The 22,941-nt window shown below is 52.9% G+C and carries 22 protein-coding genes and 1 pseudogene; 6 read left to right on the forward strand and 17 right to left on the reverse strand.

Annotated elements, in window-relative coordinates; translation table 11 throughout:
* The first annotated feature begins 140 nt into the window (after positions 1-140).
* Positions 141-548 (forward strand): DUF6331 family protein, encoded by a 408-nt coding sequence (locus tag FBR45_RS25080; RefSeq protein WP_138507223.1) that lies wholly within the window; start codon positions 141-143, stop codon positions 546-548.
* Between the two features lie 232 nt (positions 549-780).
* Here the strand turns inward: FBR45_RS25080 and FBR45_RS25085 are convergent, their stop codons facing one another.
* Positions 781-2,847 carry a hypothetical protein gene (locus FBR45_RS25085; RefSeq protein ID WP_138507224.1) on the reverse strand — a complete coding sequence of 689 codons (2,067 nt, stop codon included), beginning with the start codon at positions 2,845-2,847 and terminating at the stop codon, positions 781-783.
* Positions 2,848-2,952: 105 nt separating this feature from the next.
* On the opposite strand from FBR45_RS25085, the gene FBR45_RS25090 reads away from it, so the two are divergent.
* Positions 2,953-4,020 (forward strand): hypothetical protein, encoded by a 1,068-nt coding sequence (locus FBR45_RS25090; protein WP_138507225.1) that lies wholly within the window; start codon positions 2,953-2,955, stop codon positions 4,018-4,020.
* Between the two features lie 15 nt (positions 4,021-4,035).
* Here the strand turns inward: FBR45_RS25090 and FBR45_RS25095 are convergent, their stop codons facing one another.
* Positions 4,036-6,237, reverse strand: a complete 2,202-nt coding sequence (locus tag FBR45_RS25095) for a sensor histidine kinase (protein WP_138507226.1) — start codon at positions 6,235-6,237, stop codon at positions 4,036-4,038.
* A 507-nt stretch (positions 6,238-6,744) separates the two neighbouring features.
* Here FBR45_RS25095 and FBR45_RS25100 point away from each other — a divergent pair.
* The 3 genes from FBR45_RS25100 (at position 6,745) to FBR45_RS25110 (ending at position 8,329) form a co-directional block, all read left to right on the forward strand.
* On the forward strand, positions 6,745-7,023 hold the full coding sequence (locus FBR45_RS25100) for a hypothetical protein (RefSeq protein ID WP_138507227.1): 279 nt from the start codon (positions 6,745-6,747) through the stop codon (positions 7,021-7,023).
* Positions 7,024-7,144: 121 nt separating this feature from the next.
* On the forward strand, positions 7,145-7,741 hold the full coding sequence (locus FBR45_RS25105; protein WP_138507228.1) for a hypothetical protein: 597 nt from the start codon (positions 7,145-7,147) through the stop codon (positions 7,739-7,741).
* A 3-nt stretch (positions 7,742-7,744) separates the two neighbouring features.
* Positions 7,745-8,329: a hypothetical protein gene (locus FBR45_RS25110; RefSeq protein WP_138507229.1), complete on the forward strand. Its 585-nt coding sequence runs from the start codon at positions 7,745-7,747 to the stop codon at positions 8,327-8,329.
* A 4-nt stretch (positions 8,330-8,333) separates the two neighbouring features.
* Here FBR45_RS25110 and FBR45_RS25115 read toward each other — a convergent pair whose 3' ends face one another.
* The 14 genes and pseudogenes from FBR45_RS25115 to rpmG form a co-directional block, all read right to left on the reverse strand.
* Complete coding sequence (locus tag FBR45_RS25115) at positions 8,334-9,242, reverse strand: HTTM domain-containing protein (RefSeq protein WP_138507230.1); 909 nt, start codon at positions 9,240-9,242, stop codon at positions 8,334-8,336.
* The gene (locus FBR45_RS25120) at positions 9,239-9,781 is read right to left on the reverse strand and encodes a hypothetical protein (protein WP_138507231.1); all 543 of its coding nucleotides are present in this window, start codon (positions 9,779-9,781) and stop codon (positions 9,239-9,241) included. The genes FBR45_RS25115 and FBR45_RS25120 overlap by 4 nt, the downstream gene beginning before the upstream one ends.
* Positions 9,782-9,868: 87 nt before the next feature.
* Positions 9,869-12,454, reverse strand: a complete 2,586-nt coding sequence (locus FBR45_RS25125) for a glycoside hydrolase family 95 protein (protein WP_138507232.1) — start codon at positions 12,452-12,454, stop codon at positions 9,869-9,871.
* Positions 12,455-12,626: 172 nt separating this feature from the next.
* Positions 12,627-13,643: an aspartate-semialdehyde dehydrogenase gene (locus tag FBR45_RS25130; RefSeq protein ID WP_138507233.1), complete on the reverse strand. Its 1,017-nt coding sequence runs from the start codon at positions 13,641-13,643 to the stop codon at positions 12,627-12,629.
* A gap of 296 nt (positions 13,644-13,939) precedes the next feature.
* Positions 13,940-14,521 carry a 5-formyltetrahydrofolate cyclo-ligase gene (locus FBR45_RS25135; RefSeq protein ID WP_138507234.1) on the reverse strand — a complete coding sequence of 194 codons (582 nt, stop codon included), beginning with the start codon at positions 14,519-14,521 and terminating at the stop codon, positions 13,940-13,942.
* 26 nt (positions 14,522-14,547) lie between these two features.
* A complete protein-coding gene (gene bshC / locus FBR45_RS25140; RefSeq protein ID WP_138507235.1) occupies positions 14,548-16,098 on the reverse strand; it encodes a bacillithiol biosynthesis cysteine-adding enzyme BshC in 1,551 nt (516 codons plus the stop codon).
* Positions 16,099-16,179: 81 nt separating this feature from the next.
* Complete coding sequence (gene rimO, locus FBR45_RS25145; RefSeq protein WP_077922130.1) at positions 16,180-17,487, reverse strand: 30S ribosomal protein S12 methylthiotransferase RimO; 1,308 nt, start codon at positions 17,485-17,487, stop codon at positions 16,180-16,182.
* Positions 17,488-17,520: 33 nt separating this feature from the next.
* Positions 17,521-18,189 carry a hypothetical protein gene (locus FBR45_RS25150; RefSeq protein ID WP_138507236.1) on the reverse strand — a complete coding sequence of 223 codons (669 nt, stop codon included), beginning with the start codon at positions 18,187-18,189 and terminating at the stop codon, positions 17,521-17,523.
* 5 nt (positions 18,190-18,194) lie between these two features.
* Positions 18,195-18,665 carry a hypothetical protein gene (locus FBR45_RS25155; protein ID WP_138507237.1) on the reverse strand — a complete coding sequence of 157 codons (471 nt, stop codon included), beginning with the start codon at positions 18,663-18,665 and terminating at the stop codon, positions 18,195-18,197.
* Positions 18,658-18,834 (reverse strand): annotated as a pseudogene (locus FBR45_RS26905) (hypothetical protein); the annotation flags it as partial. The pseudogene FBR45_RS26905 and the gene FBR45_RS25155, both read right to left, overlap by 8 nt.
* Positions 18,835-19,010: 176 nt before the next feature.
* The gene (locus FBR45_RS25165; RefSeq protein WP_138507238.1) at positions 19,011-19,355 is read right to left on the reverse strand and encodes a nucleotidyltransferase domain-containing protein; all 345 of its coding nucleotides are present in this window, start codon (positions 19,353-19,355) and stop codon (positions 19,011-19,013) included.
* A gap of 19 nt (positions 19,356-19,374) precedes the next feature.
* The gene (ftsY, locus tag FBR45_RS25170; RefSeq protein ID WP_138507239.1) at positions 19,375-20,331 is read right to left on the reverse strand and encodes a signal recognition particle-docking protein FtsY; all 957 of its coding nucleotides are present in this window, start codon (positions 20,329-20,331) and stop codon (positions 19,375-19,377) included.
* 217 nt (positions 20,332-20,548) lie between these two features.
* Positions 20,549-20,704: a DUF4295 domain-containing protein gene (locus FBR45_RS25175; RefSeq protein ID WP_012929818.1), complete on the reverse strand. Its 156-nt coding sequence runs from the start codon at positions 20,702-20,704 to the stop codon at positions 20,549-20,551.
* Positions 20,705-20,797: 93 nt separating this feature from the next.
* Positions 20,798-20,983 carry a 50S ribosomal protein L33 gene (rpmG, locus tag FBR45_RS25180; RefSeq protein WP_012929817.1) on the reverse strand — a complete coding sequence of 62 codons (186 nt, stop codon included), beginning with the start codon at positions 20,981-20,983 and terminating at the stop codon, positions 20,798-20,800.
* A gap of 158 nt (positions 20,984-21,141) precedes the next feature.
* Here rpmG and FBR45_RS25185 point away from each other — a divergent pair, with 158 nt between their 5' ends.
* Positions 21,142-22,362, forward strand: a complete 1,221-nt coding sequence (locus tag FBR45_RS25185) for an NADH-quinone oxidoreductase subunit D (protein ID WP_138507240.1) — start codon at positions 21,142-21,144, stop codon at positions 22,360-22,362.
* Here FBR45_RS25185 and hpt read toward each other — a convergent pair.
* Positions 22,359-22,889, reverse strand: a complete 531-nt coding sequence (gene hpt, locus FBR45_RS25190; protein ID WP_138507241.1) for a hypoxanthine phosphoribosyltransferase — start codon at positions 22,887-22,889, stop codon at positions 22,359-22,361. The genes FBR45_RS25185 and hpt overlap by 4 nt on opposite strands.
* Positions 22,890-22,941 lie beyond the last annotated feature (52 nt).

Here is a 22,941-nt window from a genome sequence, read left to right on the forward strand (position 1 = left end):
TTAGCTAGGGAGAGCTCGACGGCCATCCGTTTGAACTCCTCGTCGTACTGTCTTCTGCTGGTTTTCATGGTTCACTAAGTTAGATCACACTTAACTTAATGTCCAGTCAAATGTAGCAGGTCCAACTAAATACAGACCCCATGTTTCAGACGGTTTCAATCGGCCCTGATAAAGAAATGAAGTTGCTTGACTTTGACTATAAAACCAGTTCTATATTAGAATTGGATGAACTTTTAGGTAATTCAAGTGATGACATAGTAAGGTTCATAGATGCTAAAAATTCGTTAAGACAGTTCTGGAATAAATTAGAGACTAATTGTGTAGCGGGCTGCTGTGGTATTGACGCCTTCGCGTTTTGGCCTGAAGATATCGCTATAGCTGTTGAAGAACTTGGCAGGAAAGATTTGCTAGAGCAGCTGGAACAATTAAGAAATCGAGTAGTAGCTACTAATGAGCAAGTTGTTTACTATCACCGATTCAATTACCTCTTTGCTAAGCAGTCCTTTTTAGAGCTACTTGATTATTTACTAACAGAGGTTAAGAAGTAACCGCTAAATTGAACGATTCCATCATTGTCCATTAGCTTAACGAAGTTTTTCTCACAAAATAGTCTCTTAACATATCGTTAGTTTTGAAACACCCCTCGGTATGGTCCTATTCTGGATACATTACCAGGAGGTATTGTGATGCTCTGTTTCTCCGTGCTCGCTGTTCAACTTTCCACAGCACGATTTGGTGAAGGTGGTATTAAAACTTAGGCCTGGCCTCACTTTACACATGCTACGCTTTGCCGGGGATCGGCGATCGGCTCTGCAATTGAGATACCCATTGGCAGAATAACTGCCACTTCACCATCGGCATGTCCCGGCTCGAGGGCATGTAGGTGGCCGACGACCAGTTGGCGGGGTCCATTCGTTGCCAGATGAACGGCCACCCCTGGCTAAAATAGGCTTCTGTGAACGGAGTAATCAGTGACGCTTTGGGAAACACCAGATCGTAGGCCATCAGGAGTTCCTGATGCAGAAAATCGAACGGGATGGGTTGGGGATAGTCCGGATGGGTTGGGTCGAGGTAGGGGCCGTAGTCGGGCGCAGGCAGCACTCGCAGGCTAACGAAGAAGCCCGTTTTGATCAGGTCGGTCAGGAGGTTGTCGGAAACCCTGGCTGTTGGTCCCGGATAAAATATATACATACTGTTAGCTGCCCGGTTGGTAGGGAAGCATAGCGGCTGTCCGTCGTAAAAATGGCTGGTTTCCAGAAACCGGTCAACAGTAGCCGACGAACCGGACTCCGTGATTGTCAGCGCCATGATGGTCATAGGAGTGGCTTCGGTCAGGGGCTTGCCTCGCCGGTAAACCCTGAGGTGACAGGGCTCCTGCCCGGGGCCATAGCTTCTGTATCCCTGGCTGGCATCCTGCCCCTGATCGATATACAGGCCCGACTCATCAGCAATAGCCATATAATCGCTTTCGAGTAAGTAGGTCGTGCGCTGGCTGGGATCGGCTGATCGACTACGAAGAGCCAGTAAGCCATTGTCAACGTCTGCTTCGGTCAGCGCCAGGGACTGGTCAATGGGTATGTCAAGAACCCCGCCCGTTTGCAGCAGATATTCCCGGCTCAGGTGACTGGCATCGACCTGGAAACTACCGAGGGTTACAGCTCCCTGGCCGGGTCGAATGAGGTCTAATGAAAGCACCCCCAATGGATACGTTTCGTACCGGAGCGGCTGACTGCTGAGTTGGGTTTCGGGAATACTGCCCAGCAGGTCCAGGCGTGCCCTGCCCCTGGCATGATCGACCTGACATACAACCGATGAAAGCGTTTTATCCGAAAAGTATGGTTTGTCGGGCAACAGTATCCGCCCCATCGTCATCGACTTCAGCTCGCCTTCGTACCAGGGCGTGAGGCTACCCGACACGGTAGCCGTGGCCGGATTGGCTTTTGTGCCCAGCGCTGAATAATCGGGGTGTTGATTTTCCTGAACCTCGAACAGATTATACCGAATCAGCACCCCAGCCAGTGGCTCCTGCCGGTGATTGAATTCCTGAAACAGACGCAAGAGTGGTGACGCCAGCCCACCGTCCAGTTCGTGTAGGGGCAGGGCCATAAAAAAAGTACCTGAACTGCTGAAGACCCCCGCTTGATTGACGATTCTATGCAGGTTTAAATGCCGAAGGGAGCCTTTGTAGGGTCTGCCCGACAGCAACACCCTGTCTTTCTGGCGAACCCGAATCAGGTCACAGAACACCTGGCTGAACATGGCCAGACTGGGCAATACATCGATCATAACGGCTGTAGTCTGGCCGGCGTCGTTATCGAGGCTAACGACCGCATCCAGCAGCTGGGAGATGGCGGCCGGACAGTCGGCTAACTCGGTTGTGAATACCTGCTCATCGGCTGTTGCTACGCTGCTGACCCGTACATCCCGAAAGCCGAATTCCATGCCGCCGTAGTAATTCCAGCCAGCCGGTAAGTGGCCGGTGAGGGGTTTGCCCGTCCGTTTGATGGTAACCAGTTCGTATAACGCGTGGTAAGCGGTGTCGAGCGGGGAGCTGCCCAGGGGCGTTGTGGCCCAGTCGGTGAACGTCTGGCGGGTATTGATCGGCTCGATGTCGATATACCGCTGATTGCCGTCTTCCTGAACTACCTGACCCGGTGGAACAGGCAAACCGCCCAGTTTGTGAAGCGCCAGCAGATCGGTAGACAGATAGACACGAGGGGGCAGAAACGCGCTGATCTGAATGGGGTCGTAGGTCACCAGCGGCAGCAGTATGTTATTGTTGGCCGTGCCGGGGTTAATGAAAGCCTGGCCCCGGAAGTTGACGCGCGGAAAATCAAACTGACTCATATCGACTCAAAAGAATACACGCATTACGGTTATATTTATCGGCTGCCACCACGGGCCTGCCAAAGCTTTACCGCGGCCGGCTTCCGGCCTCATCCACGACCTGCCATGCAAGCAGACTTAGCCGACTACATCGACGTACTGACCCCCTGGCTCTCGACAGACCTGGTTTCGGACGCCTACCTGAGCCGCATCCGACAGATTGGCCGACGGCTACCGGCTTTATCGTTCGGTTGCTTCGAGTGCTGGCTCGGTCAGGATCAGATGCGGGTTGACCTAAACCTGGCCATTACGGGTAAGGTAAACGAGCACCTGGTGATTATAGACTGGCTGGCCGCAACTCCGGACGCCGATGACGACGGGTATCAGTCTACTCTGGATAAGATACGATCTATTTGTGGTCTTTGGCGCGATAGTCAGTTTATTCTTCATCCGCATATTAAAGTACTCTGGCTGGTTTATGATATTACGGATCCGGTGTGCCGTGAGCCTGCGCCGTGGCTGTACATACATTTTAGGAGAAACCGCCTGAGCGACGATGTTCTTGTACGGCCCGAGCTGGTTCTTCAGACCGTTGCGCTCCTGAACGATCAGTACCCCCGGGAGCGGTTTCGTCCGTTTTTCGAGTCGATTGGGCCTGCTGTGCAGATCTGCTCCATCGGCGCACCAACCAGCCGGGATAAACAGGCGCTGCGGGTATATCTGATGATGCACTCCTTTTCGGACCTGCTCCAACTCCTCATCGACCATCATTGGCCCGGGAACGTGGCTGGGTTTAAGCAGGTGATGAGTCCGTACGCAGACCGTAGCGATTTTTTTGGCCTCTCCCTTGATATAACGCCCGAACTACAGCCCAGAATCGGTATTGAGTGCTGGTTTGCCGAAGATCGGGCGCAGGAGAAACTGGCTGACTTTACGCAGCAGCTGGTGGCTGACGATCTGTGCTCAACTCAGAAGCGGGATGCGCTGCTCAGCTGGAACGGCCAGTTCGACGTTCAGCTAAACCCGGGCCAGTGGTCGTGGCACGACCCGGCAACGGACATCCTGCTGCAGAACCCGCAGCCAACCGCTGTCAGACGAATGGCGCAATACGTAAAGCTGACCTACCAACCCGGCAAACCCCTGCTGGCCAAAGGATACCTTTACTTCGATCGCTCGGCCAGACGGTCTGACTAGCAGGGAGTTGGCCGGTCAGGCAGCGGGTGCGTAGGGCAGAATAATCGTAAACTCTGTATACAGGCCCTGTTCGGTTTGTACGCGCAGTTCACCGGCATGGCCTTTGGTAATAATATCGTAAGCCAGATACAGCCCGAGTCCCGTTCCCTGTCCCGTTGGTTTGGTGGTAAAAAAGGGCTGGTATATCTTATTCAGAATATCAGCCGGAATGCCAATACCATTGTCTCTTATCTGAAGCGCCAGCCTGTTTTTTTCCAGAAACGTCCGGACCGAAAGCTGGGGTTGATACCCTGTTTGCGCTTGCCTGGCTTTCTCTTTTATGGCGTAAAAAGCATTGCCATAGATGTTCAGTAATACCTGGCCAATTTCCTGCGGGGCCAGTTCGGTAGGTTGTATGGTCGGGTCGAAATCTCTATAAAGTTCGGCGCTGAATAATACATCTTTGCTCCGAAGTCCCTGAAAAACAATCATTAAGTATTCTTCGGCGAGGTTGTTAAGATTGGTCATCCGCTTTTCGGCGGTTCCCATACGGCTGTGCTCCAGCATTCCTTTCACGATCGCATTGGCCCGGCCACCATGAGCCGTAATTCGTTTCATATTTTGTTTTAAATCCTCCAGAATAAAACTGGCTTCTGTCAGATCACCTTTGTTCAGTTCCTGCTGTATTTCTTCGACCAGTTCCGTATTAATTTCGGAGAAGTTATTGACGAAATTCAGGGGGTTCTGAATTTCATGCGCCACCCCGGCGGTCAGTTCGCCCAGCGATGCCATTTTTTCGCGCATAATGAGCTGATCCTGCGTAGAGCGCAGCTGGTTGAGTGATTGGTTTAGCTCCTGGGTTCTCTCCTCTACTTTTTGTTCCAGTTCCCGGTTCAGGGTTATCTGAAGCTGTTGATTCTCTTCGAACTGGTGGATGATGCGGGCCTGTTTTTCTTCATTTTCGCGCCGGAGCACATTAATCATATTGGCCAGTGCAAAAGCCAGCATAATGACCTCCAGCGCCGAGCCGGTGGGTAAGGCGTACTTGAACGTAAAGTCATTTTTGGGCAGCACGCCCAGCAACATCAGAATGACGCACAGTATACCAGCGAACAAAAACGAGAAACCAATGGAGAAGAAAAGAGCCGACGGGTACCGGTCGCGAATACTACGTATACCCAGATAGATGATAAGCGGAAACGAAGCCAGACCCAGTAGCTGGGTCATGGCAAACCCCAGCTCGAAGTAAATAAAGATCAGCAGACCCGAAAGAATATATAACCCGATCAAACCATTCAGAATGTTATTCCAGAAAGGATACCGCTGCTTTACATTAAGAAAACTCTGGACAAACAAGACATAGACAATTGCCAATAGATTAGACGCTATCGATTCGAAATCTGAAAACCAGACCGGGAAATTGTCGCTGAATCCAAAAATAGAGATAAGATATCCTGAATTACCCGCTGTGAAAAAGAAAGCAAAAAATAACACTAATAAATAGTACGCATAACTCTGTAAACGAGTCGAGATATAAATGAAGGCGTTGTAAATAAACATGACGATGAACACGCCGAGGAACATAAAAATGATTTGTCCTGAAAAAGCATTCGCTTCGTCAATTTTGGCGCGGGGCGCTGCGACAAAATTAAGGGTAACAGGTACTTTTTCTATATTGAATTTGGATATTAATCGGACAATACATTCCTGCGTCTCTCCAGCTTTGAGCGGTAATTTTATGTATACTTTATTAGCATGTGGGTAATCCCGTTTTTGGTACGGATATAAGTAGCCAGTCTCTTTACGCAGTAGCTTATTTTCTGATCCGTAAAAGAAGCTAACAAAAGACCAGTTTTCGAAATCAAATACCCATTCTTTATCAAACGCTGTATCATTTTTTACTGAAAATTTTAGCCAATAAACCTGAATATTTTTATTCCATGGCGTATTATTTGCCGCTATGAACTCGCGCATAAACGTAGGGTTTACGACATCCGCAATGGATAGCTTTCCAGTTGTATCTTTCAGGTAAGAGAAACCAGAGGAGATCGTGATTGGCTGATCCTGTTGTAATAGAATCGGTTGCGCCACCGAAGCTATTGAAAAAAACAAACAGTAATAGAATAAATAGAGGTATCTCATAGGGTTACGGTTTATACCGTCGGTTCGGCTTATCAGGATCAGTCTTTGGAAAATATCAGCATTCTTTCCTATTTTCTGAAGACCGCTATCCATCATTTTTTCGCTGTTACTGGCAACAGGGCGGTACGCACAGGGCTGGAGTAGCGAACACACGGTAGCGGTTACGGATAGGGTTACTGATAAAAGAGGGTTTGGGTGCTGGTTGAGGCAGGCAGGTTAATATCAGGAAAAGGCGTATTCAAAGCAATGTATACTGGCAAATAGTTGAAAGAAGCCATCGGTTAGGCCGGGTTAATATCGGTACTGGCTGCTTATTTCATCCGCTTACGAAACGAATGGGCAGCTTACTCAACCGCTCACACAAATATTTCCTTTTTTCGGGCTGTTCTCTTTGATTTTACTACCGGCTTCTTACTTTTATACGCTTCATTTGTGGGATAATATACGACTCCTGACAGGTACTTGCCTGGGCCATGGCTACTAAAGTGTTTGAGCGAATTAGATTGACGGGTGATGCGAGCTAAATGCATACATCTGTATTTATTAAAAGCGATTAATTGTTTTTTATAATCAGTAGTTCACTAACCTAATTTGCCATAAACCATGAAAGATTCTGAAACCCTGAAAGACGCCCTCACACGCACAGGCGATGCCAAGTATGTTAAACATCTAACCCCCGATGCGCAGCAGCTGACCAAAGCCCAGCTTACCGATTTCATGAACAGCAAAACGGATCAGGACTTTAAACCGGAAACGATTAGTTCACTACGGAAATTTGCCAAGATGCGCATGAAGGACGGTAAAAGTATTTTTCCATACGAAAAGATGGAAAAACTGAAACATAACGAGTCCGACGACCACATGGGCGGAGGCACCTGGTAAGGCAAACGCGTATTCCCAGCTGATACCATAAGATGCAGACGGGGAATACGCGTTTATTGATCTACGGAGTTTAACTGCATAGCTGGCTAATTCTCTTTTATATCGTTAACTTATCTGTACCATGCCCGGGAAAAAAGACAAAAAAGTGTCACTTAATTTTACCATGCAGCATCAGCTGGGACATGCTATGTGCTGGGCTGCTGTGGGTACAAGCTGTGCACTTTTTTACGATCCCGCCAGCAACTGGACCCAGTGCAAACTGGCCAGCCAGTCAATTGGGCCTGACACGGGCGATTGCTGCTCTAATCCCGAAAATTCTCCCTGCGATATAGTCTGGTATCTTCAGAATGATGAAAATATAGGGTCGTTCGTAACGGCCGGTATTGCGCGGGGCTATGAAAAAGGATTTATTCCTTATAAAAAACTTGTCGGCGAGCTGGATGCCGGCAGAATCATTGCGTTCCTGCTCCGAATGGATATCGACGGGACGATCAATAACAGGAATGAATTTTCTCATTTTGTAGCCATCGCGGGCTATGAGTGGACCGATACGGAAGAAAACGTAATTATATATGACTCTTTTTTCGGCAAATCAGAAATGTCTTACAAAGAGTTTGTGACTAATTATAAATGCCATGGCGGCACGGTGCTGGGCCACGCCGTTAAAGATAGTCTGGTAGAATATACGTTTTTTTCGACGCCAACATCAACGCCTTAAGCCATGCCGATCCGACAGATACTCGCCCCCGAAAAATCAGTTGTCAAGTATACGGGCTGGCTCACCCAGCGAAAGCCGAAGTCGTTGCAGCTCAAAAAAACCTTTACCTACGAGAAGGCTTTGCCGCATAAAGTATACCACGCGCAGTTGAGTGATATTCTTTCCGAGGTTGGGTTTAGCCAGGCGGATGTTGTTTCATGGCGACACCTGCATACGGATCAGCATGGCACCGTGGCTGTAGAGACCAGAGTTGGCAAAAGGGGCCAATACCAGGTTCACGAGGTCCATTCCGGCCATATGGTCGATGCGTTGAAGGAGCTGTACCCGGCTCTGAAAAAGAAGAAAGAAATCCGGACCGGCGATTATGAGTACTCGTTCCTGCGACTCTTCTCGCTCAAGATTTGTGCCGTCTGGTTGCGGGCCGACAGTCGCGAAGCTGATTACTTTATGCCGTTGCCTCCGTGTTTTTACGGCTTAGAACGCGATAAGCTGTATACCTGCGCCGAGTTTACCGACATTGTCCGGAAAGCTATCCAAACGCTCCAGGCTAAAACCGATACGTACGGCCATCCGATGCAGGGGGGCTGATCAGCTACGCCAGCCATCGCTGAATCTGGCCGAATAAATAGCCGTACTCGTGCGGGCTCACAAAGGCCCCCAGGCCCGCAATCATGGCCATCTGAAAAAAACCGATGCGCAGGAAAACCCATAGCCCCAGGTGAAACAGGACGCCCAGCGCCACTACCGCCAGCCGACACTCATCGATCCAGATCAGGGTGAAAAGAGCGGTTTCGATGACGAGCGTGCCGTAGGTGGTTGTTTTATAAAACCAGGACCGGTCCAGGACCGGCGGAATAACGAATCGATTCCAGATTCTGACGCGTAAGACCAGCTGGGTAGCGGTCCCGTTGAGCCAGCTGCTACCCTGTAGTTTGAAAAAGACGTTTTTTAGATAGATGTTCGCCATAAAAAGCTGAATCATCAGCAGGGGCCAGGCTGGGGCTTTGGCTTCGGGCTGGAGCAGGTTCGGATAATCCATTACCGAGAGCTGAGTCTGGGTCGGTGCAAAGACCAGAAACAGGCAGAAAAAGCGGTACAGCGCATCGCCCGAGCTGAGCACGTACATGTTTCGGTTGTGGATAGAAACGAGCGTTATAAAACAAATCAGCGCGGCCAGCTGAGGCTGGATACCGACGGTCAGGCAAAACCCGGCTATGGTCTGAACTCCCAGCAAAACCTCTACCGACCGGGTGCTGGGCGGCATGTAGTTGAGGAGCGAAAAACGGGCCGGCTGCTGAAGGGTAATGTACTCATCGTAGCCAAACCAGCCGTCGGGACTTAACAGGAGTTTGTAGACGCTGAGCCAGTTCCGGGTTTCGGTAAGCACCAGCATACCCGTCAGCGCCCTGAATACGCAGAGCGTCAGGCTAGACTGCTCGCTGAACAGCAACTGGTTCCAGCCTCCGGCCAGCTCGCCAAAAGTGATGAAGAGGAGTGTCATACGGCCGGCGTGCGATGCTGTTCGATTACGTCGTGCGTATAAACCACCTGACTCATCCAGGGAACCAGCTGAAACGTGCCGTTGACCGGGGGCTCATAGTACTGGAGTATGTGTATGCGAATAGGTGGATTGGCGGCATCCTGCTGCGGTCGGTACTGGCGAAGAACGTACCGGCAAATGGCCTCTTTGGGAATAGGGTCTTTCTGCGACAGCAACTGATTATGCATCTTGATGAACCGGAAATGGTCCGTCAGTTGATAGTCGTCCTGGAGGGTGTAGGGGGCGAGTTTCCAGGCCACAACGGTACCGTTGGCCAGTTCGATCTCGAACCCGATCAGGAAGTTTTTGGAGATGGGGCGGGGCGCAAACAAGGACCAGTAATTGTCGAGCCCGGCCCAGCAGATATACCGGCCCAGCTTTGTGTGTAGCAGATCCCGAAAGAAATACCCTTCCGGCAAACACCAGAAGAGCAGAAACAGACTCATCAGGATAACGAACAGGCTCGCCAGCGTTTGCTGAGCCAGTACAAACCATTCCACAGCCGATCAGCGGTTAGTGTTAGCGTTACAGTCTGTATAGTAGCAGATTGAGCGGAGAAAAGCAAGCCCGGACGGCTGGTTGACAGACTACGGTCTACCAATCAAGACATACTCTTTCCCAGCTTCAGTAGCCAGATCATATACGCTGATCCCGTTGGTTGCCTGTTCTGGCGAACGGGTCTGGTACTGATTCTGGGGAAGCTTGAAAAACGGATTGGGGTTGCTGCCTGTGGCGGGGCGCAGCTGGGCATTGGCCGTGCCGGTGAGGGCATTGGGCACCCGTAGCCGACAGAGACCGCCCAGCAACGAGCGAATCGCTACCCGGGTCAGTTTTCCGTTTTGCCAGCGCATCGCCACTTCATAACCACCGCGTGCTTTGAGTCCGGTCACCTCGCCCGATGCCCAGGCGTCAGGCCGGGCGGGCAGCAGGTTGAGCAGACCGTCGTGGCTCTGGAGCAGCATCTCGCCGATACCCGACGTGCCGCCGAAGTTACCGTCGATCTGGAAGGGCGGGTGGGCGCAGAGCAGGTTTGGGTAGGTACCTCCACCGTTAGCGTAGTCAGTACCCTCCAGGCCGGTCAGGCGTAATAGCTCGCGCAGTAGTTTATAGGCATGGTTGCCGTCATGCAGCCGGGCCCAGAAGTTAATTTTCCACGATTTGCTCCAGCCCGTGCCACCGTCGCCCCGGATAGCCAGTGTCTGACGGGCTGCGTTGGCCAGGGCGGGCGTCGTTAACGGCGATACTTCCCGGCCGGGGTGCAGGGCGTAGAGGTGCGACACGTGGCGGTGTTGCGGATCTTCGTCGGCCCAGTCCTTATACCACTCCTGCAGGTTGCCTTTGCGGCCAATCTGTAAGGGAAACAGCTTCGCCTTTTTGGTCAACAGCGTTTGCCGGAAATCAGCATCGACGTTGAGTTGCTCGGAGGCCTGAATGACGTTGCTGAACAGATCCCAGATCAGGGCCATGTCCATGGTTGTGGCCACCGATACCGAGCCTTTTTCGCCTTTTTCGGTCACGAAAATATTCTCAGGGGTGGTGGCGGGTGCGGTTACCAGCCGCCCCTGGTTGTCGGTAACGAGCCAGTCGAGACAGAACTGGGCGGCTTCTTTCATGAGCGGGTAAGCGTACTGCTGCAGGTAGGCCCGGTTGCCGGTGAAGGCGTAATGATCCCAGAGGTGCTGGCTGAGCCAGGCTCCGCCCATGGCCCAATTGGCCCAGGAAGGGCTGCCTTTGCCCCGATCGCCAACGGGATTCGAGGTGGCCCAGATGTCTGAGTTATGGTGAACAGTCCAGCCCGACGCGTTGTAAAAATTACGGGTGGTTTCGCGACCAGTCGTGGCCATATACCCAATCCAGTCGAGGAGGGGCGTATGCAGCTCCGACAGATTCGTCATTTCGGCCGGCCAGTAATTCATCTCGGTGTTGATATTGGTCGTGTAGTTGCTGCTCCAGGGAGGGCGTACGATGGGGTTCCAGATGCCCTGCAGGTTGGCCGGAATGGCACGCGCGGCCGGGTCGCCGGACCGTTTCGGGCGCGAACTCGATATGAGCAGATACCGCCCGAACTGGAAATACAGACTCTCCAGCTGCGGGTCGGCCGCTCCGCCCGCGTAGCGCTGCAAACGCTCGTCCATCGGCAGGTTGAGGGGCGGAGTCGCTGCATCGGCCTGCAAGGAGAACCGCACCCGATTGGCCAGTTGCCGGTAGTCGGCTACGTGGGCGCGGTACAACGCATCGGCCGATTTACCGGTTGCCTTAGCCAGGTAAGCCGATGCCAGCTTTTTCTCGTCGAGGCCGTCGCGGTCGGGACATTTGTCGAACCCGTTAAAACTGGTAGCCGCCGAAACGAGCAGAACCGCTTCGGTTGCGTTGTCGATGCGCAGGCCGGTGGTGTCGGTCGATACCCGTCCATCGGTCGACTGGACGTTGATCCGCCAGTCGAAACGCATACCCCGACAGCCGGCCGTGTCGCCATAGATCACCGGAGTCGGGTTGTACTGAACGTAGTTCGGATCGCTATGGGCTGGTGCTTTTCCCCGAATGGCCAGTTCGTTCCGGGATAGTATCTGTTTGGTAACGGGATGCGGGCTGGTGGCAGATGCCGTTAGGCTCAGGGCGCCTTTCTTTGACGACCGGAGCCGGATAACGATCAGCTGGTCGGGGGCCGACACAAAAACAGTGCGACTATAGGTAATCCCATTGACCGTGAACCGGGTCGTGGCGGTGGCATCGTCGATGTTCAGCTCGCGCGTATAGGCGGTTGGCTCGCCCGTAAGGGTTTGTTTGAGCAGCAGGTCGCCTAGGGGTTGGTAGGCTTCGGTGTAGAGGCCCTGTAGTTTGGTTGTCAGCCTGGCCGCTTCGGCATAGTCTTCCCGGAAAAGCGCTTCCCGAACCTGAGGCAGATAAGCCGCGGCACCCGGGTTTGGATTGCGGTTAACCGGTCCGCCCGACCATAAGCTCGACTCGTTGAGTTGTAACAGCTCTTCGGCTACGCGCCCAAATACCATTACCCCCAGTCGGCCATTGCCAACGGGTAAGGCTTCGTTCCAGTTGCGGGCGGGTTGTTTATACCAGATAGGCGATGCCGGCTGGCTAACGGCAGATAAACTGAGCAGCAGACCTGACAGGGCGAACAGAAAACGGGCAACTTGTACGATGGCCAGTCGGAGCATAGGGCGAAAAACGGTAGGTTGATACCTGAACAAGACCAAACCCCGGGTTGCCTACTCTACTTTACCGGGCTTCGATCGCGTATTGGCAGGGAGTCAGGCCCGCAGGATGCGATGCCCAACAAAAAAGGCGCCGTCCGTAGACCGCGCCTTTCAAAACAGGTAATAGACCGGCTTAGGCCAGACTGGCTTCGGTCGTTTCTACGAGGTTGTGCTTCATCAGGTATTCGGCAATCTGAACGGCGTTGGTAGCGGCTCCTTTGCGCAGGTTATCCGCAACGCACCAGAAGTTGAGCGTGCGGGGCTGGGTTTCGTCGCGCCGGATACGGCCTACGAATACCTCGTCGCGACCGTGGGCGGTCAGCGGCATCGGGTAAACTTTATTGGCCGGATCGTCCTGCACCACAACGCCTTCGGCATTCCGCAGCAGTTCGACCACGTCGTTCAGCTCAAACTCTTCGTCGAACTCAACGTTGACGGCTTCTGAGTGGCCGCCAATGGTCGGAATCCGGACCGTGGTCGCGGTAACTCGGATCGAGTCGTCGCCCATGATCTTTTTCGTTTCGTTCACCATCTTCATCTCTTCTTTCGTATAGCCGTTGTCGAGGAAAACGTCGATATGGGGCAGTACGTTGAGGTCGATGGGGTGGGGGTATACTTTTGGGATATCCGCGCGTCCTTCCCGCTCGGCAAACAACTGGTCAACGGCCGCCTTGCCGGTGCCGGTTACCGACTGGTAGGTCGATACAACGACCCGTTTTACCCGGTACCGATCGTGCAGCGGCTTCAGCGCTACGACCATCTGGATGGTTGAGCAGTTCGGGTTGGCAATGATTTTGTCTTCGGGGGTCAGGGTGTTGGCATTGATTTCGGGCACAACCAGTTTCTTGGTCGGGTCCATCCGCCAGGCCGATGAGTTGTCGACAACCGTAATGCCGGCTTCGGCAAACTTAGGAGCCAGGGCCAGCGAGGTGCTGCCGCCCGCCGAAAAGATTGCAATGGCAGGTTTGGCGGCAATGGCATCCTCAAAGCTGACAACCGTATACGCTTTTCCCTTGAACTCAACCTGTTTACCAACCGACCGCTCGGAGGCAACGGGAATAAGTTCTGACACGGGGAAGTTGCGTTCTTCCAGTACTTTCAAGATTTCGCCACCGACAAGGCCGGTAGCCCCAACAACTGCGATTTTCATTGATAGAATGCGGATTGGTCTCCGCACGAATTGGTTTATACAGAAGGCCCGCACCTGCGCGCCATTTTCGCCCGCAAAAGTACGGGAAATTCGTTGATGGACAGGGTGTATTGTTCAGAAAAAATAGACAGACTGATTCTGCGAGTTGGTTAGTCAAGGCAGCGTTAGCCGCAAAAAGTCCCACCGATCGGGCCGCGAATCAGCCCGGTTCAGTATGCGGAAGACCAGTCGGTATACCGTTAATACTACGGATCGGTTGGCGTAAGAAGAAAACAGAAAGCCATGCGCAAAGCGCATTAAAAGGTATACAGCTTCTGCGGAGATAAACAGGCGGTAAGGCTGATGTCAGTGTCGGCGATGTCGTCAATGGTCGTTACCGGCTCAAACAGCGACAGACCAACCCGCGCACAGTCGGGACGACATTCGGCCAGAAATCGGTCGTAATAGCCACCGCCGTAACCGACCCGGTGTCCGCTCTGGTCAAAAATCAGCAGCGGAACCAGCACCAGGTCAAGGTCGGCCGGGGGAACCGGAGCGCTGGCCGAAGCGGGTTCGGGAATACCCCAGCGATTCTGGATGAGGGGTGTTTCGGGGGTTAGCTTCGTATGGGTGAGTAGCCCGGTGCCCGGTTCGGTAATGGAAACGACCAGCCGAACCGAAGGGAAATCCTGCCAGATTCGGTGAACGATGGGCCAGGTGTTTACTTCATTCTGCCGCGCAATAGGCAGAAACACATGCACGCAGGAAAGAGAAGGCGAGGAACCGAAAAACGCCCGGAAAAACTGACCGGCAATGGCCGCGCTGCGATCGCGAACGGCCTCGGCCGACAGCGCCCGGCGCAGGGTCAGGAAGTGGGTTCTGAGAGCTGCCTTTTCCACGGTCGACCGTTGTAAACCGAAATTACTTAGCTTTCCAGACAGAGCTGCATCTGAAAGTTGAACGGATCGAAACTGGCCAGCATTTTTTGCAGAAACGCCCGGTCGTTGAGGTGAAACGTCAGGAAGTTTTCGGTCCGCTCCTGCAACCCACCGTTTGGGAACAGCTCGTTCTTGACTGCCAGCAACTGCCGGATACCTGTATCCTGGTTGCGTTCTTCGGCCCGGCGCATCTTCTTCTCCAGACGAGCCACCGCATTGGCAAACCGTTTGGTTTCGGCCAGCACTGCTTTTTCGAGGGTCGGATCAACGATCTGCGCTTTGTGCAGAATAGCATCCAGCGCCTTATTGATGGTCCGGTTTTCGTTGTCAAACTTCAACGCATGACGCGTGTGGGTATCGATGTAGTTATGCTTGAGGGTGAGGGTATCCTGAAACAGCTCTTCCGGCGTCAGCCCCAGCTTGTGAATGCGCTTGGCCGTTACTTTAGGCACGTAAGTGGCAAAGTTGCGCGGCATCAGCATCGGAAAAGGCGTCTGATAATGATCGAATACGCCTTTGAGCTGCAGCCAGTACGGCACCTCCGACGGGCCGCCGATATAGACCAGGTTCGGCAGGATCGTTTCCTGGTAGAGGGGGCGCAACACGACATTCGGACTGAAGCGTTCGGGATGCTCGTCCAGCAGGGCCAGCAGTTCCGGTTCCGTAAAGCGAATTTTGGTGTGAACCACCTTATAAGCGCCGTTGGGAAGCCGCTCGATGCGTTCGCGCAGCTGATCGTCGAGATAAAACAGGTTGATGTCGCGTGGGGTGATAACGGTTTTGTAGCCCAGTTGCTCCAGCTGCTCGGTGCGGGTGTGTACGAGGCCACCGGCCGTTTGCTGAAGCAGATCATCGCGCATAACGGGCGCAAATACGCGTTTCAGAGCCGCATCGTCGGCATCGAGACAAACGAGCCCCTCGGCGCCGAACAGCTCGTTGATGAAGTACCGCACCGAATTGGCCAGGGTTTCCTGCCCAAGATACGCTTCTTCAAAGAGAGCTAGTTTCTCGGGTATTTCGCTAAAGAGGGTTTTCAGTTCCCGCGGGTCCATACGGCCCACGGCCCCGCGCTGTTCGGTCTGCCAGGTGTGCGTCCGGCCAAACAGCGAAAAGTGGTTGATTTCGGCAAAATCATGGTCCTCCGTCGCCATCCAGTAGACCGGAACGAAGTTGTAGTCCGGGTAGGCTTGTTTCAGCTGTCGGGCCAGATTGATGGTCGTAATCAGCTTGTATACAATGTAGAGCGGCCCGGTAAAGATGTTGAGCTGGTGGCCGGTTGTAACGGTAAAGGTGTTGGGCTGAAGCAGTATCGACAGGTCGGGCTTGCTGACTAGTCCTTCGTACTGGCGGGTTAGCGCGTCGACCAGGACCCGGCGTTTAGATTCATCAACCGTTTTTTCCGCAATTTGCTCCCTGAACTGGGCTGGGTCTGGAAAGCGGTTGTAAAACGGGCGAAGACTTTCTTTTTTGGCAAGGTAATCGAGAAAGAGCGGAGAAAACTGGCCGGTTTGAACAAGCGGTAGGTACTGACAGTCCATGCAGGGTTGGGATTTACGGACGCAACAAATGAAGAACCCGCAAGGTTCGGGAGGGCCTTGCGGGTTGAAGGAATACGGTACTTAAACTACGTTGCCGTACAGGTCGAACTCTTCGGCGCGGTCGATGCGGACGTTGGCAAAATCGCCCAGGCGCACGTACTGGCTGGCCGGAACCAGCACTTCATTGTCGACCTCGGGCGAGTCGGCCTCGGTGCGGCCGATAAAGTAGCCGCCTTCTTTCCGGTCGAACAGGGTTTTGTAGGTCCGGCCTACTTTCTGCTGGTTCAGCTCGGCCGAAATACCCTGTTGCAGATCCATCAGCTCGTCGGCGCGTTCCTGCTTGATATCGGCCGGAATATCGTCGGGCATCGAGTACGAATGGGTGTTTTCTTCGTGCGAGTAGGTGAACACGCCCATCCGGTCGAACCGCATCCGGTCCACGAAATCGTAGGTTTCCTGGAACATGGCGTCGGTTTCGCCGGGATGCCCCACAATGAGTGTTGTACGCAGGGTGATATCGGGCACTTTGTCCCGGATGGTGTTGATGAGCGCTTCGGTTTTCTCGCGGGTGATGCCCCGGCGCATGAGCCGAAGCAGTTCGGTCGAGCCGGTTTGCAGCGGCATGTCCAGGTAGTTGCAGACATTGGGCCGGTTACGCATGACGTCCAGCACCTCCAGCGGGAAACCCGACGGGTAAGCATACTGAAGGCGAATCCAGTCAATGCCTTCCACGTCGGCCAGACGGGCCACGAGCTCGTCGAGGTTGCGTTTTTTATATAAGTCGAGGCCGTAATAGGTCAGGTCCTGAGCGATTAGAATCAGCTCTTTGGTGCCACGCCGGGCCAGCGACCGCGCTTCGGTAACCAGCTCATCCATAGACCGCGACACGTGCTTACCGCGCATCAGCGGAATGGCGCAGAACGAACAGGGCCGGTCGCAGCCTTCGGCAATTTTCAGGTAGGCAAAATGGGCGGGGGTGGTCAGCAGCCGTTCGCCAACAAGTTCGTGTTTGTAATCGGCCCGGAGCGTTTTCAGCAGCCGGGGCATTTCGTTGGTACCAAACCAGGCATCGACGTCGGGAATTTCGACCTCCAGCTCGTCTTTGTACCGATGCGACAAGCAGCCGGTTACGTAAACTTTATCCACCATGCCCGCGTCTTTGGCATCTACGTAGCGCAGAATCGTATTGACTGATTCTTCTTTCGCGTTGTCGATAAAGCCGCAGGTATTGATAACGACAATATTGGCGTCGTCTTTTTTGGACTCGTGCGTTACGTCCATGCCGTTGCCCCGGAGTTGCGTGAAGAGTACTTCCGAATCGACCAGGTTTTTGGAGCAGCCGAGCGTAACGATATTGATTTTATTGGTACGTATTCCTTTGGTTTTCAAAACAGGACTTATTAGCAGGCGGTTAGAGAAAAACTAACGCCCGGTGGTTGGACAAAGTTCGCCGATAGGGCTGTCGTTTTCGGGCTCGTACCAAATGGTCTTGTGGCTGACCAGCACCTGAGGTATACCGGAAAAATAGAATTCCAGTAAGTCGTCAGCTGTTATAAACAGGTCGTGCAGGCTAAACCGGCGCTCGTCTGTCAGTAGAAACGTATAAAAAGCCCAGTCCGCTTTTCTGTCGCCCCGGTGGTTGGTATGAAACTCGATAGACGCAAGGTTCTGTGAACTGACGACAACGAAACCATTGGCCTCCGCAATGGTAATGGTCTTCAGCGCCGGATCGAAAGTTACGCGCTTGTCGCGAACTTGCTTCCACAGCCTGTATTGCTGGCTGAAAATGAATGCCACTATCGCCACCATAGCGACGCCCAGCAGCATAAGAATTACCGCCCCCAGAACCTGATCGGGCTGGCGAATGAATGTGGCTACCCCCATACCGCTATATAGCAGGCCCATCAGCGGGAGTGGTAAAAGAAGTAGAACGGTGAACCGGGAGAAGAATCGATTACGATCCCACGTAATCGTAATGGACCGAACCAGCGGAGAGCCATCGCCCAGGCTCTCGCGGGTATGACGGAGCATCCGGACGGTGAAGAACACGAAGGGCGCGAAAACGATCAGAAACAGCAGCAGAACCTTCATAGCCGCTAAAATACGGCACTATGCGAAATCTCTACAGTGACGCTAGACTGACGATTCTTCTGTACGCTGACAGGAAAGATGTTATTCTGACTGTCAGACAGATTGGCGTAGAGGCCTTTGGGTTCGCGCACCATAACAGTATATTTTCCGACCGGCATACTGACACAGAACCGGCCGTTCTTGTCAGATTTTACTGTTTTAAGGGGTTTGGCACCCCGCACTGATGTAATAAATCCGTTGTCACCTGCGTCGACCTGGCTGCTGTTCAGCAAAGGAAAAATAAGCACCTCGCGCACAACCGCCGTTCCGTTGGTCCTAGCCGGTGCGGGGCCTACAGAAGGCATCATGTTCCCTTTCTTCTCGACCACCGTACCGCAGATTCCTTGCCTAACGACCTGCTGACGAGAGGCTTGTTGTGCTGTACCAGGAATAGATATGCTAAAGAGAATAGCCCAGAAAATGAGGTATTTATGCATAACGTTCTTTAACAAAAGCGAGGAAGTTTTCGGCCAGACTGATCAGGTATAGTATGTCATCTAACGAAAAATCGCCGTCGATATCATAATCGGCTAGTTGCCTTTGCTCAAACAGAGTTGCAAAGTAATCTTTATACTGTTCAGGAATTTCTCCAGATTTATGTAGTACAGAGAAAACATTTAACGGGCAGACAAATGCCGCTTCGTAACAATGTTCTTATCGGCAAGTAAACCGCGAACAAACCAGAAAAAACAGTAGTAGCTAGATGTGATGGCTCCGTTGGGAAAATCCGTAGCTACTAAAATTTTAGCATTTGCCAAGTAGCCGGTTAGCCGGTTGCTTTCCTAACGCAATTGCTCAGGTCGTCGCTCGTAAATGCATTTCCCGTCTTTTTTAACTTCGCGGTAAAATATGCGGTTTGATGTCAGAAATTGAGTTTTGGAGACAACGACGGTCGATATAGGAATTAGTGTCTTCAGGTAGTAATCGTTTCGGGCGGCTACGGTTGTATATGCTTCTTTGGATGCCGATACGTTTTCGTCAGCTAAAACGACTAGGTAATCTACGTCAGATTCTTCATTGTAATCACCACGCGCGTACGAACCAAACAAGATGACACTGTCCAGGCGTGGGCCATAATGACGCTCCATGATGTCGATCACATCATTGTTCACGGTAGCCAGATCCATAACGATTGCCGTATTCTTATCATTTCTTAAAGAACGAATCGACAAACTCCATCTTGTTGAATGTCTGCAGATCCTCGATTTTCTCGCCGACGCCAATGTACTTGACCGGTATCTTGAACTGATCCGAAATGCCGATTACCACACCCCCCTTGGCTGTTCCGTCCAGCTTGGTGATGGCTAGTGCCGATACCTCGGTGGCTTTGGTGAACTCGGTCGCCTGAATAAACGCGTTCTGTCCCGTCGACCCGTCCAGCACGAGCAAAACCTCATGGGGCGCGTCGGGAGTTACTTTCTGCATGACCCGTTTGATCTTGGTCAGCTCGTTCATCAGGTTCACTTTGGTATGAAGCCGGCCAGCTGTGTCGATAATCACCACGTCGGCACCCATATCGGTTGCTTTTTTCACGGCATCGTAGGCCACGGCCGAAGGGTCGGTATTCATGCCGTGTGAAATGACCGGTACGCCCACCCGATCGCCCCAGAGTTTAAGCTGGTCGACGGCGGCTGCCCGGAAGGTATCGCCCGCGCCCAGCACCACCTGTTTGCCCCGTTTGTGAAACTGAGCGGCCAGTTTGCCGATGGTGGTCGTTTTGCCGACGCCATTGACGCCGACAACCATAATGACGTAGGGCTTGATCGACGCCGGCAGCGCAAAATCGTCGGCCACGTCTACGGTGTTGTTGCTGGCCAGGAGCCCGGCAATCTCTTCGCGCAGGATGCGGTCGAGCTCGTCAGTACCCATGTATTTGTCGCGCGCCACCCGCTCTTCGATCCGGCGAATGATCTTGACGGTGGTTTCGACGCCCACGTCCGACGATACCAGCACGTTCTCGAGTTCGTCGAGTACTTCTTCGTCGACGGTGGCTTTGCCGACTACGGCGCGACCCAGCTTGGCGAAGAAGCTATCTTTGGTTTTCTCTAACCCTTTGTCTAGATTTTCTTTCTTTTCCTTCGAGAAAAAGCCGAATAAAGCCATAGTTCGTAGTGAATGAGTTGTCAGTTAGGGAGCCGATTCAGGGGTGCAAACAGCCCAACAGTCTACTGATTGGAGGGGTGTACTGGATTCTTACCTGCTAGTTAACTGATTTGCAACAAAAAAAGTCCCACCGGGCCGCGTGGGCTGGGGGACTTCCTAAAATTTTGCGCAAACGGTCTGTGTCGCAGACAACAGGCCGTTGTAGCTGAGAGTGGGCCTAGCTTTTGAGGGCAGCCTGTACTTCATCAACCGGAACCATTTCTTCTTTGAAGGTATAAGCGCCGGTTTTGGGCGACTTAACGGCTTTGATAATTTTGGCGAACGCCTTGCCGTTGTCCTTCGTTTTCAGGGTTGCAACTACCTTTTTTGCCATGACAGATGGTTAGTTTAGGGTTTACGGTTTTCAGTTTTCGGAATGGGCAGCCTGTGGGCTCCACCGTAACCAGAAAACTATAAACCAGAAACCTTATTTAATTTCTTTGTGCAGCGTTACTTTCTTCAGGAACGGATTGTATTTCTTCCGCTCGATACGAGCCGGCGTGTTCTTCCGGTTCTTGGTGGTAATGTACCGGGACATGCCGGGTACACCGCTGTCTTTTTGCTCGGTGCATTCCAGAATAACCTGGATTCTATTGGCGCCTTTCTTTGCCATTGCTCAGTTCGTTTTCTCGATAAGGAGCGCAAAGGTACGAAATGGGATTTATTCTCCCAATAGCCCGACAAGAAAAAGTAATGATTTGTAGTTGATTAGGGGAGAGCCGGCGCTGTTTTTTGACTTTAGACCGTCAACTGCCGACCTTTGAGGAGCTCATGACAACCCAAACCATCCAATACGACTACGCGCCGGGTCATTTTCGGGCGTCAGAACCGGCGGTCTATCGCCCCGATATGCTGGCCGAAGGGGAAATGATTCTCAACATGGGGCCGCAGCACCCTTCTACCCACGGCGTACTGCGGCTGGAGGTCGTTACCGACGGCGAGATTATTGTCGATGTGGTGCCGCACGTAGGGTACCTGCACCGCTGTTTCGAGAAACACGCGCAGTCGCTGCCCTTCAACCAGGCAATTCCGTTCGTCGACCGACTCGATTATCTGGCCGCCATGAACTGCGAACACGCTTTTGTCATGGGCGTTGAACGGATGCTGGGTATCGAAAACGACATCCCCAAACGAACCGAGTATATCCGGGTGCTGGTCGCTGAACTGAACCGCATTGCGGCTCATTTTGTCGGCATCGGTACGTATGCGCTCGACATTGGTGCCTACACCCCCTTTCTATGGCTTATGCGTGACCGCGAGCATATTCAGCGGCTGCTGGAGTGGGTCAGTGGCGCGCGGATGCTCTATAACTACATTTGGATCGGGGGCTTGTTCTACGACCTGCCGGTTGGCTTCGAGGAGCGTTGCCGTGAATTTGTAGCCTACCTGAAACCCAAACTGGTAGAGTTACAGCAGCTGGTTATCGAAAATGAAATCTTCGTGAAGCGAACGGCCAACGTTGGCGTCTTACCATTGGCGGTAGCTATCAACTACGGCTGTACCGGCCCCATGCTCCGCGGGTCGGGGCTGCGGTACGACCTGCGCCGGGTCGATGGGTACTCGGTCTACCCGGAGCTGGCATTCGATATTCCGATCGGGCAGGGCCAGATGGGAACCGTAGGCGATTGCTGGGACCGCAATAACGTTCGGGTGCTGGAGTGCCACGAGTCGATCCGGATCATTGAGCAGTGCCTCGATCAGCTCACCGGCCCTCACAAACGCACCCGCGATTACGACCCACAGGCGGTGGTGCCAAAGAAAATACGGCCGAAAGCGATGGATTTTTATGCCCGTGCCGAGAGCGCCAAAGGGGAATTGGGCTTTTTTTTTCGCACCGATGGCCGCGCCGATGTGCCGGTTCGCTGCAAGGCCCGGTCGTGCTGTTTTCATAACCTGTCAGTTATTGGTGAAATAGCTAGGGGGGCCATGCTGGCCGATCTGGTGGCTATAACGGGCTCGCTCGATCTGGTTATGGGCGAGGTAGACCGCTAGTCGGCCAGCACCAGAATATCTTTCGTGTTGCGGCCGAGTCCGTCGTAGTCGAGGCCGTAGCCCAGCACGAATCGGTTTTCGATTTCGAAGCCGACATAATCGAGTTGAATGTCTTTCTTCAGCGCCGATGGTTTGTACAGCAGCGTCACCAGCGCCATGGACGCCGGATTGGCGGCCTGGAACTGTTCGCAAATGTCGGCCATGGTCAGACCCGTATCGACGATGTCTTCCACAATGAGCACATGACGCCCCTCAATGGATTCATTCAGGCCCAGAATTTGTTTTAAATGGCCGGTTGAGGTGGTAGACGTATACGACGCTACCCGAATAAACGTGACCTCGCAGGGAATATCAATGCACTTGAGCAGGTCGGCGGTAAATACTACGGCTCCGTTCAGTACACCGATGATCAGCGGTTGACGGTCGGCATAGTCGCGGCTGATCTGGCTGGCCAGTTCCTGTACGCGGTTCTGAATGGTATCGGCGGCAATAAACGGGACGAAGGTTTTGTCCTTGATGGTTAGCATGATGACGTCGGCGAAGGTCAAAGATACGGCCAGCGCCGGAAAGGGGGCTAAA

The organism is Spirosoma lacussanchae (assembly GCF_005870035.1).
Lineage (GTDB): Bacteria > Bacteroidota > Bacteroidia > Cytophagales > Spirosomataceae > Spirosoma > Spirosoma lacussanchae.